Source organism: Pseudomonas granadensis (assembly GCF_900105485.1).
In the GTDB taxonomy this organism is placed as follows: Bacteria; Pseudomonadota; Gammaproteobacteria; order Pseudomonadales; family Pseudomonadaceae; genus Aquipseudomonas; species Aquipseudomonas granadensis.
This window is the reverse complement of sequence record NZ_LT629778.1, coordinates 5,714,414-5,725,000: the sequence shown is the minus strand read 5'-3', so window position 1 is coordinate 5,725,000 and position 10,587 is coordinate 5,714,414. Positions and strand designations below refer to the sequence as shown.

Here is a 10,587-nt window from a genome sequence, read left to right as displayed (position 1 = left end):
GCGATCGGGCTGTTGGTAATCCACATTTTCGCGCCAGTCAGGCTATAGCCGCCGTCGACTTTACGCGCACGGGTGATCATCGCGCCGGGATCAGAGCCATGGTTCGGCTCGGTCAGACCAAAGCAGCCTATCCATTCCCCGGACGCCAGTTTCGGCAGGTACTTCTGTTTCTGGGCTTCGGTACCGAATTCGTTGATCGGCACCATCACCAATGAGGACTGCACACTCATCATCGAACGGTAGCCGGAGTCGACACGCTCCACTTCACGAGCGATCAAGCCGTAGCTGACGTAGTTCAGGCCGCTGCCACCATACTGCTCCGGAATGGTTGCGCCCAACAAACCCACTTCGCCCATTTCGCGGAAAATCGCCGGGTCGGTTTTTTCATGGCGGAAAGCTTCAAGGACACGCGGCGCGAGACTTTGCTGAGCGAACTGCTCGGCGGTGTCGCGGATCATGCGCTCTTCTTCGGTGAGCTGTTGATCCAGCAGCAGGGGATCGATCCAGTTGAAACTAGCTTTACCGCCCATGAGTGTGTCCTCGCAAATCGACTGAATTAACGTGGCAATGATCCTAGGCGTGGTTCGTCGTCCCGGCAAACGAGGATTTCGCATCCTGTTGTGCTAATTTCTCACTCCGAAACGTCGCGAACAGCCTTTTGTGCGACGTATTAGTGAGGTTGGCGTACATGCGCAGGAAGATACCCAGCACCGCGGCCCTGATCAGCTTCGAAGCAGCCGCTCGCCATGAGAGCTTTACCCGGGCTGCGGAAGAACTTTCCCTCACTCAAGGCGCCATTTGCCGACAGATCGCCAGCCTTGAGGACTTCCTCAGCGTCGAACTGTTCCGACGCTCGCGGCGCGGAGTAAAACTGACCGAGGCGGGGCTTTCCTACAGTCGTCGGGTCGCGACGCAACTCGATGCCGTCGAGCGTGACACCCTGTCGGTCATGGGGCAGCAAGGCGCCAATGTGATCGAACTGGCGGTAGTGCCGACGTTCGGCACGCAATGGCTGTTGCCGCGCTTGAAGGATTTTCAACACAAGCACCCGCAAGTCACGGTCAACCTGACCAACCGTACCCGTCCGTTCCTGTTTGCCGATACGCAATTCGATGCGGCGATCTATTTCGGCGATGCTGATTGGTCCGGTACTGAATCCCACAGACTGATGGGCGAGCATCCCATGCCGGTGTGCAGCCCGGCCCTGCTCGGCAACCATGCGCATCTGAGCGCCGAGGCCATCGCCCAATTGCCGTTGCTGCAACAGACCACCCGTCCCTACGCCTGGCGTCAATGGTTCAACTCGCAACAGCTGAATATTCCCCGCGACATGACAGGCCCACGCTACGAGCTATTCTCAATGCTCGCCCAAGCGGCTATGCACGACATGGGCATCGCGCTGATTCCACCCTTCCTGATTCAGCGAGAGCTGGCGGAGAAACGTTTAGTGATCGCCAATCACCAGGCACTCTCCAGCATCAAGGCTTATTACCTGATGATTCCGGAGCGGAAGGTCGAATCGGCGTCACTTAAGGCATTTCGTGACTGGCTGTTACACCAAGCGCAGAGCTACAGCCTAGAAGAATAGTGGCTCTCAGCAATTGCTAACCCCGTAGTCAGGAAAATCAAAGCCCTACAGATATAAGTATTTGTCGCCATTTCAACGACTGTATCCGAAAGTCGTACAGACGTCCCACAAGCTCCGTAGGACGTGGCTTTGAGCCTTCATTGGCGACACATTGCTGCCTATTCACGTCACCTATCAGAAATTTTTCAATATTCAGCCAGAATCCTTGCAGGGCAAGCCCTGCAAGGGATTCAACTGGCCATCTGCGACATTCGGTCACGGCATGACTTGTAGTTAATTTTCCGTCACCCGTCATAATCCCTTGAAGGGCATAAAGTTCGCCTGCAAAATGCCGCGCCCCGCCCTGATTTGGCGGGATCGTGCTGATCGGCCGCCCCAGTCGCACCATCCGCAGTGCCTGGGTTTACTCAATAAGATCACGCAGGAGATTTGACGTGCACATTGGTGTTCCTCTCGAAACCCAGACCGGTGAAACACGGGTTGCTGCAACCCCGGAAACCATCAAGAAGCTGATCAGCCAAGGTCATAAGGTCACTGTGCAAAGCGGCGCCGGCATCAAAGCCAGCGTCGTCGACAGTGCCTATGAAGCGGCAGGCGCAACCATTGGCAGTGCCAATGATGCGTTTGGCGCCGAGCTGATTCTGAAAGTGGTCGCCCCGAGCGATGCCGAACTGACGCTGATCAAGCGCGGCACCGTGCTGGTTGGCATGCTCAACCCGTTCAACAACGAAACCATCGCCAAAATGGCCGAGTGCGGGATTACCGCCTTCGCTCTCGAAGCGGCGCCGCGCACCTCGCGCGCGCAGAGTCTCGATGTGTTGTCGTCGCAGGCGAACATTGCCGGCTATAAGGCGGTGTTGCTGGCGGCTCACTACTATCCACGCTTCATGCCAATGCTGATGACCGCTGCGGGCACCGTGAAAGCGGCGCGCGTGCTGATTCTTGGCGCCGGCGTGGCCGGGTTGCAGGCGATTGCCACGGCGAAACGTCTGGGTGCGGTGATTGAAGCGTCCGACGTGCGTCCGGCGGTAAAAGAGCAGATCGAATCCCTCGGCGCCAAGTTCGTTGACGTGCCTTACGAGACCGATGAAGAGCGCGAATGCGCGGTCGGTGTCGGCGGTTACGCGCGGCCAATGCCAGCGAGCTGGATGCAGCGTCAGGCCCAGGCCGTGCATGAACGCGCCAAACAGGCGGACATCGTCATCACCACCGCACTGATTCCGGGCCGCAAGGCACCGACGCTGCTCAGCGCGGATACCGTGGCGCAGATGAAACCGGGTTCGGTAGTCATCGATCTCGCCGCCGCTCAGGGTGGCAACTGCCCGCTGACCGTGGCCGATCAGGTCGTGGTTGAGAACGGCGTGACCATTGTCGGCCCGACCAATCTCGCCGGTGAAGTGGCTGCCGACGCCTCGGCACTGTACGCGCGCAACCTGCTGGACTTCCTCAAGCTGGTGTTCACCAAGGAAGGCCAGTTCGACGTCAACCTCGAAGACGACATCGTCGCCGCGTGCCTGATGTGCCGCGACGGCCAAGTCATCCGCAAAAACGCCTAAGCAGGGATTCAGACGATGGAAGAGCTTATCTCCCCCGGTATCTACAACCTGATCATCTTCGTGCTGGCGATTTATGTCGGTTACCACGTGGTCTGGAACGTTACGCCTGCACTGCACACGCCGTTGATGGCAGTCACCAACGCGATCTCGGCAATCGTCATTGTCGGCGCCATGCTCGCGGCCGCACTGACCGTCACGCCGCTGGGCAAAACCATGGGCACCCTCGCCGTGGCGCTGGCGGCGGTCAACGTGTTTGGTGGCTTCCTGGTCACCCGCCGCATGCTTGAGATGTTCAAGAAGAAAGCCCCGAAAGCAAAAGAAGAGGCGCCGAAGTAATGAGCATGAATCTCGTCACGACGCTCTACCTGATCGCGTCGATCTGCTTTATCCAGGCCCTTAAGGGCCTGTCGCACCCGACCACTTCGCGGCGCGGCAACCTGTTCGGCATGCTCGGCATGGCGCTGGCAATCATCACCACGGTTGGCCTCATCTATAAGTTGGGCGCTGAGCTTGCCACTGCCGGCATCGGTTACGTGATCGTCGGTTTGCTGGTCGGCGGTACCGCCGGTTCGATCATGGCCAAACGCGTTGAAATGACCAAGATGCCGGAACTGGTGGCGTTCATGCACAGCATGATCGGTCTCGCAGCGGTATTCATCGCGATTGCCGCCGTGGTTGAGCCGCAATCGCTGGGCATCGTCAAACAGCTGGGCGACTCGATTCCGGCGGGCAACCGTCTGGAGCTGTTCCTCGGTGCCGCCATCGGTGCAATCACCTTCTCCGGTTCGGTGATCGCCTTCGGCAAGCTCTCGGGCAAATACAAGTTCCGCCTGTTTCAGGGCGCACCGGTACAGTTCGCCGGGCAGCACAAGCTCAACGCCGTATTGGGCCTGGCGACGCTGGCACTCGGCCTGACCTTCATGTTCACGGGTAACCTCACCGCGTTCGCGCTGATGCTCGCGCTGGCGTTCGTGATGGGCGTGCTGATCATCATCCCGATCGGCGGCGCGGACATGCCGGTGGTGGTGTCGATGCTCAACAGCTATTCCGGCTGGGCGGCGGCGGGTATCGGCTTCTCGCTGAACAACTCGATGCTGATCATTGCCGGTTCCCTGGTGGGCTCGAGCGGGGCGATCCTCTCGTACATCATGTGCAAGGCGATGAACCGCTCCTTCTTCAATGTACTGCTCGGCGGTTTTGGCAACACGGCGGATGCGGGCCCGGCCGGCGCCAAAGAAGCACGCCCGGTGAAATCCGGCTCGGCTGATGACGCCACTTTCCTGCTGACCAACGCCGATACCGTGATCATCGTTCCGGGCTATGGTCTGGCAGTAGCGCGGGCCCAGCATGCGCTGAAGGAGCTGACCGAGAAGCTGACTCACCGTGGCGTGACCGTGAAGTACGCGATCCACCCGGTGGCCGGGCGGATGCCGGGGCACATGAACGTGCTGCTCGCCGAGGCCGAAGTGCCTTACGATCAGGTGTTCGAGATGGAGGACATCAACTCCGAGTTTGGTCAGGCCGACGTGGTACTGGTGCTCGGCGCGAACGACGTGGTCAACCCGGCCGCGAAGAACGATCCGAAATCGCCGATTGCCGGCATGCCGATTCTCGAGGCGTTCAAGGCCAAGACCATCATCGTCAACAAACGCTCGATGGCCAGCGGTTATGCGGGTCTGGACAATGAACTGTTCTACCTGGACAAGACCATGATGGTCTTCGGCGACGCGAAAAAGGTCATCGAAGACATGGTCAAAGCGGTCGAGTAATTCACCATTGCAATAGCGAACGCCCCGACTCGTCGGGGCGTTTTTGTTTGCGCAAAACACCGGACAATTTGCCGCGTTGTTGCAGATCCGGTAACGGTGTTTTACTTGAAACCCGCGAAATAGACGCCTCGTTTGCGACCTTGGTAGCGGGACAGGCGCCCGTCAAATTCACTAGACTGCGCATCCTGCTACTCGTTGCCCGAGATAATAATCCATGTACCGTGACCGTATTCGCCTGCCTTCGTTGTTGGATAAAGTGATGAGCGCTGCCGACGCCGCTGCTCTGATTGAGGACGGCATGACCGTCGGCATGAGCGGCTTCACCCGCGCCGGCGAAGCCAAGGCCGTTCCTCACGCACTGGCCGAGCGGGCCAAGGTCACGCCGCTGCAGATCACCTTGATGACCGGCGCCAGCCTGGGCAACGACCTCGACAAGCAACTGACCGAAGCCGGCGTGCTGTCGCGGCGCATGCCATTTCAGGTCGACAGCACCTTGCGCAAGGCGATCAATGCCGGCCAAGTGATGTTCATCGATCAGCACCTGTCGGAAACCGTTGAGCAATTGCGCAATCAGCAACTGAAGCTGCCGGACATCGCGGTAATCGAAGCCGTGGCCATCACCGAACAGGGGCACATCGTGCCGACCACTTCGGTCGGCAACTCGGCGAGCTTCGCAATTTTCGCCAAACAAGTGATCGTTGAGATCAACCTGGCGCACAACGCCAACCTCGAAGGTCTGCACGACATCTATATCCCGACCTACCGCCCGACTCGCACGCCGATTCCGCTGATAAAAGTCGACGACCGCATCGGCAGTACGGCGATTCCGATCCCCCCCGAGAAAATCGTCGCCATCGTCATCACCCAGCAGTCGGATTCGCCGTCGACGGTATCCACACCCGACGTTGATACCAACGCCATTGCTGAACACCTGATCACCTTCTTCAAACAGGAAGTCGACGCCGGTCGCATGACCAACAAGCTCGGCCCGCTGCAGGCCGGGATCGGTAATATCGCCAACGCGGTGATGTGCGGCCTGATCGATTCGCCTTTCGAAGACCTGACCATGTACTCCGAGGTGCTGCAGGACTCGACCTTCGACCTGATCGATGCCGGCAAGCTGAGCTTCGCCTCGGGCAGTTCGATTACCCTGTCAGAGCGCCGTAACAGTGATGTGTTCGGCCATCTGGAAAAGTACAAGGACAAGCTGATCCTGCGTCCGCAGGAGATTTCCAACCACCCGGAAGTGGTGCGGCGTCTGGGCATCATCGGTATCAACACGGCGCTGGAGTTCGATATCTACGGCAACGTCAACTCCACCCACGTCTGTGGCACGCGGATGATGAACGGCATCGGTGGCTCCGGTGACTTCGCGCGTAACGCGCATCTGGCGGTGTTCGTGACCAAGTCGATCGCCAAGGGCGGCGCGATTTCCAGCGTGGTGCCAATGGTCAGCCACGTTGACCACACCGAGCATGACGTCGACATTCTGGTCACCGAGATTGGCCTGGCGGATCTGCGCGGTCTTGCGCCCCGTGAACGCGCGCGCGTGATCATCGACAACTGCGTGCACCCGGATTTTCGCCCGGCGCTGAACGATTATTTCACCGCCGCCTGTGCAATCGGCGGTCACACCCCGCACATCCTGCGTGAAGCCCTGAGCTGGCACATGAATCTGGAAGAAACCGGGCGCATGCTCGCGGTGTAATCACACAGATGCTCGCTGGTGCAAACACAGTTTGCGCCAGCCGAGATTGGCAAACCTTCTGCAACTGTCAAAAACTGTACTGCTGTACTGGTGTTTTCCGACAGCATTCTCCTACACCACCCGCGTAATTGAGCCAAAACGCACCACATGAGTGCAGACAGATACAGTTTGCTCGATTTTGACCCGTACACCCTCTATAAACAGTTAACTGGTCACTCACAATACAGTGCAACTGTATCTAGAGAGACTAGGCAAACGAGAGGATCATGGGCACCAGTCAAACCACTACCTGATCCCGCCACAAGCGGAAGGATGTCAACCATGGAACGTACACTCAGTTCCGAACTGTTCTTCGAAGACAAAGCTGTAAACACCCAGGCTTCCCTGCCTCTGCGCGTTATCGCCAACCTGATGTTGTGGCAGCGCCGCATCTCCAGCCGCCATCAACTGGCTCGTCTGGATTCGCGTCTGCTGGCCGACGCCGGTATCAGCGAAGCACAACGCTACGAAGAGCTGAGCAAGCCGTTCTGGCGCTAAGCAGCGTCGCTGGCTCTGGTCGCCAAGACCCACCGCCAGCAACCCGAATTGAACAAGCAGAACCCGTCGTGGGAAATCACGACGGGTTTTGTCGTTTCAGCGCTCAAAAAACCTCCAGACGGATCTTTTTTTGGTCGAACCTGTACAATTCGCAAAACCCTGATATTCACCGGTACAGTTACGCGTATCGATAGACGCAGCGGTGGCCATCACTGGGCGAATCCCGTGCGGCAGCCTAATATCCACACAGAACGTGGCGAACGTTAAGCATCTGGCGTCTGACTCCTCAGATACCGAGCCACCTCTCACTACGGTTTATCCAAAGGAGTTCTACATGACCCGTCTTCGTCTGCTCAGCGCCGCAGCCCTGCTGGCCGTAGCTGCCAACGCCAGCGCCACCAGCTTCATCGTGACCACCGACTCCCTCGTCGGTGCTCTCAAAGCGTCCTCGGACGCGACATCCGACGTCACATCGTCGTTCCGTGACGACAAGATCGTTCTCGCCGCTCGCGATGACGCGGCGAGCTTCGTTGCCAGCCAGGGCGATATCCGTGGGGTGAAACTGGAAAGCGCGCTGCATCACATCCGTCATCAGGCGCCGCAGCTGGAAGCGAGCGATGCGCAACTGGCCCAGGCCATCCTGACGCTGTAAACGCCTCAAGCATTGCGGGACACGCCAGCCGTGTCCCGATGTTTCAACGCTGGCTCTGGCCCGGGCTTTTGCGCTAGCCTTCAGGCTCGTTAACAGTTGTCGAGTCCCATGCGCTTTCTTTCAAATCCGCTCATCTGCTCTGCTTTTTTAACCGCCTGCTGGGCGACATCGGCCGGCGCCTTCGACGCGTTCAACGCCTCTACCCAAGGCACCGTTGTCAGCGCTTACGCGACCAGCATGGTGTCTTCCGCGCCGTTCGACCGTAAACTGCTGCTCGCCGCTCACGATGACGCGGCAGCCTTCGTTGCCAGTGATGGTGAATGGCGAGGCGCCCGGCTGGAATCCGCGCTGCATTACCTGCGCAAAAACCGGCCAAAACTTCATGCCAGCGACCTTGAACTGGCGGAAGCAATTCTCGTCCAATAGTTATCTTGTCCCTTTCGGAGTCGTTCCATGCGTAGCCCGCTGATTGCTGCCGCCCTTGGCCTGTTTTTGTTGGCCGACGTGGCTCAGGCGCACACCCTGGTAGCCACCAGTAACATCATTGTCCGTGCCTCCCAGCGCACCATTGATTTCACTTCCGATACCACCACCTCGATTCGCGATTCTAAGATCATCCGCGAAGCCCATGACGACGCCGCCAGTTTCGTCGCAACCAACGGGAATATCCGTGGCGCGCACCTGGAAGCTGCCATCAATACCTTGCGCACGCGCGTGCCGGAAGCGCGCGACGCCAGTGATCAGGTGCTCGCTGAAGCCATCCTCGCACTGTGAAGTCCGTTGGCGCCTGGCTGCTGGCCGGGGCGTTGTTGCTGATCGGCAACAGCGCTCACGCCAGCCTGCAATTACGGCTCAAGACCGACGGTTTGAGCCCCGCCGAACAACAGGCCAGCCAGGCGCTGATCGATGAGGCCATGCACAAGTTGCCGCCGAGTTTCATCGAGCGGCTGGATCGGCGTATCGACGTTGGCTGGACCGACGAGATGCCCGCCAACGCCTACGGCCAGGCCACGCTGGTGGCTGAGCTCGATCTGAATCGAAGACTGCTCGCCGGGCTGACGGACGGCAGCGCCGCCAAAGAAAAAACCAATCGCCCCCATGGCACTGTGCGTCAGGAACTGCTGGCCACTGTGCTGCATGAAATCACCCACATCTACGACCGCGCCCGCCTGTGGCCAGATGCCGAGCGCACGCTGATCCAGCGCTGCACCCGGCGCTTCGACAGTGCCGGGCTGATCGGCATCCCGGATGAGTGTCGCGGACAGAATGGCCGGCGCTTCACCCTAAGTGATGATCCGCGGCTGCTTGATCTGGCCGGCTGGCAGCAATACGTCGGCCGCCGGGGTGAACGAGAACAGCACAACCGGCAGATTGCCCGCAGCCCTGATCTCTACGAAGTATCGAGCCCCAAGGAATTCGTCGCGGTCAACATGGAGTATTTCCTCCTCGACCCGAGTTACGCCTGCCGCCGACCGGCGCTGTACCGCTATTACCGCGACCACTTCGGCTGGGCGCCGGAGGCCAAAGACACCTGCAGCAAAACCTTCGCCTTTCTCAATGCCGGCAACGACTTTGCCAAGCAACCCTTGGGGCAGGTCGATCCGGAACGGGTTTACGCCGTCGATTACCTGTTGGCCGAGGCCAATCAGAACTGGGTCAGCCGCTGGGGTCATAGCATGTTGCGTCTGGTGATCTGCGCACCGGGCCGCCCGCGCGGGCCGGATTGCCGCCTCGATCTGGACCAGCATCTGGTGCTGTCATACCGCGCCTTCGTCGGCGATGTGCAGCTGTCGAGCTGGGACGGGCTGGTCGGCAAATACCCGTCGCGGCTGTTCGTATTGCCGCTGGCGCAAGTGATCGACGAATACACCAAGACCGAATTGCGCAGCCTTGCTTCGGTGCCGCTGAAGCTGTCCCGTAAGGAAATCGAAGGCGTGGTCGAACACGCCGCCGAAATGCACTGGAGCTACGACGGGAACTACTTCTTCCTGTCCAACAACTGCGCGGTTGAAGGCCTGAAGTTGCTGCGCAGTGGCAGTAACAACGCGCAACTGGTCGGTCTCGACAGCATCATGCCCAATGGCTTGCTGGAAGTGCTCAAGGGTCGAGGTCTGGCTGATACCAGCGTGCTCGATGATCCGAAAGAGGCGTTGCGCCTCGGCTATCGTTTCGACTCGTTCCGTGACCGCTACCAGGCCATGTTCGACGTGTTGAAGAAGCAGTTGCCGATCAAACAGAACACCGTTGAAGAATGGCTATCGCTGTCCGCCGAAGAGCGTCGCGAGTGGTTCGAGCGTGCCGACTTGCGCACCAGTGCGGCGTTGCTGCTGCTCGAACAGGCGAGTTTCCGTCGTCAGTTGTTGCTGGCGCAGGACGAGGTCAAGCAGCGTTACCTCGGCGCCCGCGAGCTGGAAAACGGCGGCATGGACAAGGCCAACGCGACCTTGCAGGAAATTCTCGCCAACAGCGGCTTCCTCAGCCGGCCGGCGGAGTTGCTCGACGCCAAGGGTTACGGCTTGCCGCAGCCGAACGAATTCGGCCGACTGGAAGCGGAAAGCAGTCAGCGGCAGAAAAAGCTGCTGGCCCTCTCTGGCGATCTGGATACCGAGGTGCGCAAGCTGCTGGAGCCCAAACGCGCCGCGGAGATTGCCGCCAGTGAAGCCAACGTAAAGCAGATCGGCGAGCATCTGCGCAAACTCCACAAGGCTTCGGGCGGGCTTGAACTGCCCTGAAAACCAAAAGGCTTCAGAACACTGTTCTGAAGCCTTTTTTATCGA

11 protein-coding genes (1 of these 11 running past the window's edge) are annotated in these 10,587 nt (G+C 59.3%); 10 read left to right on the top strand and 1 reads right to left on the bottom strand.

The genetic code is table 11. From position 1 onward, the window contains the following. Positions 1 to 530 carry the 5' end (the start) of an acyl-CoA dehydrogenase gene (locus tag BLU52_RS25640; RefSeq protein ID WP_090288050.1) on the bottom strand. It extends 652 nt beyond the left edge of the window, so only the first 530 of its 1,182 coding nucleotides appear in the window; the start codon lies at positions 528 to 530; its stop codon lies off the left edge, out of view. A gap of 158 nt (positions 531 to 688) precedes the next feature. Here BLU52_RS25640 and BLU52_RS25635 point away from each other — a divergent pair, with 158 nt between their 5' ends. From BLU52_RS25635 to BLU52_RS25590, 10 genes are all read left to right on the top strand, one after another. Continuing rightward, positions 689 to 1,588, top strand: a complete 900-nt coding sequence (locus tag BLU52_RS25635; protein ID WP_090288048.1) for a LysR family transcriptional regulator — start codon at positions 689 to 691, stop codon at positions 1,586 to 1,588. A gap of 434 nt (positions 1,589 to 2,022) precedes the next feature. Continuing rightward, positions 2,023 to 3,144, top strand: a complete 1,122-nt coding sequence (locus BLU52_RS25630) for a Re/Si-specific NAD(P)(+) transhydrogenase subunit alpha (RefSeq protein ID WP_090288046.1) — start codon at positions 2,023 to 2,025, stop codon at positions 3,142 to 3,144. A gap of 15 nt (positions 3,145 to 3,159) precedes the next feature. Then, positions 3,160 to 3,480, top strand: coding sequence for an NAD(P) transhydrogenase subunit alpha (locus BLU52_RS25625; protein WP_003220416.1), 321 nt, complete (start codon positions 3,160 to 3,162; stop codon positions 3,478 to 3,480). Then, complete coding sequence (locus BLU52_RS25620) at positions 3,480 to 4,913, top strand: NAD(P)(+) transhydrogenase (Re/Si-specific) subunit beta (RefSeq protein WP_090288044.1); 1,434 nt, start codon at positions 3,480 to 3,482, stop codon at positions 4,911 to 4,913. Before BLU52_RS25625 ends, BLU52_RS25620 begins: the two co-directional genes overlap by 1 nt. 214 nt (positions 4,914 to 5,127) lie before the next feature. Beyond that, positions 5,128 to 6,621, top strand: coding sequence for an acetyl-CoA hydrolase/transferase family protein (locus BLU52_RS25615; RefSeq protein WP_090288041.1), 1,494 nt, complete (start codon positions 5,128 to 5,130; stop codon positions 6,619 to 6,621). A gap of 321 nt (positions 6,622 to 6,942) precedes the next feature. Continuing rightward, complete coding sequence (locus tag BLU52_RS25610; RefSeq protein WP_007911656.1) at positions 6,943 to 7,158, top strand: DUF1127 domain-containing protein; 216 nt, start codon at positions 6,943 to 6,945, stop codon at positions 7,156 to 7,158. 334 nt (positions 7,159 to 7,492) lie between these two features. Then, entirely contained in the window at positions 7,493 to 7,810 is a 318-nt protein-coding gene (locus tag BLU52_RS25605) for a DUF2388 domain-containing protein (RefSeq protein ID WP_090288039.1), read from the top strand. 108 nt (positions 7,811 to 7,918) lie between these two features. Further along, positions 7,919 to 8,236: a DUF2388 domain-containing protein gene (locus tag BLU52_RS25600; protein ID WP_090288037.1), complete on the top strand. Its 318-nt coding sequence runs from the start codon at positions 7,919 to 7,921 to the stop codon at positions 8,234 to 8,236. Positions 8,237 to 8,263: 27 nt separating this feature from the next. Continuing rightward, a complete protein-coding gene (locus tag BLU52_RS25595) occupies positions 8,264 to 8,584 on the top strand; it encodes a DUF2388 domain-containing protein (protein WP_090288035.1) in 321 nt (106 codons plus the stop codon). Then, entirely contained in the window at positions 8,581 to 10,542 is a 1,962-nt protein-coding gene (locus tag BLU52_RS25590; protein WP_090288033.1) for a DUF7844 domain-containing protein, read from the top strand. Before BLU52_RS25595 ends, BLU52_RS25590 begins: the two co-directional genes overlap by 4 nt. Positions 10,543 to 10,587 lie beyond the last annotated feature (45 nt).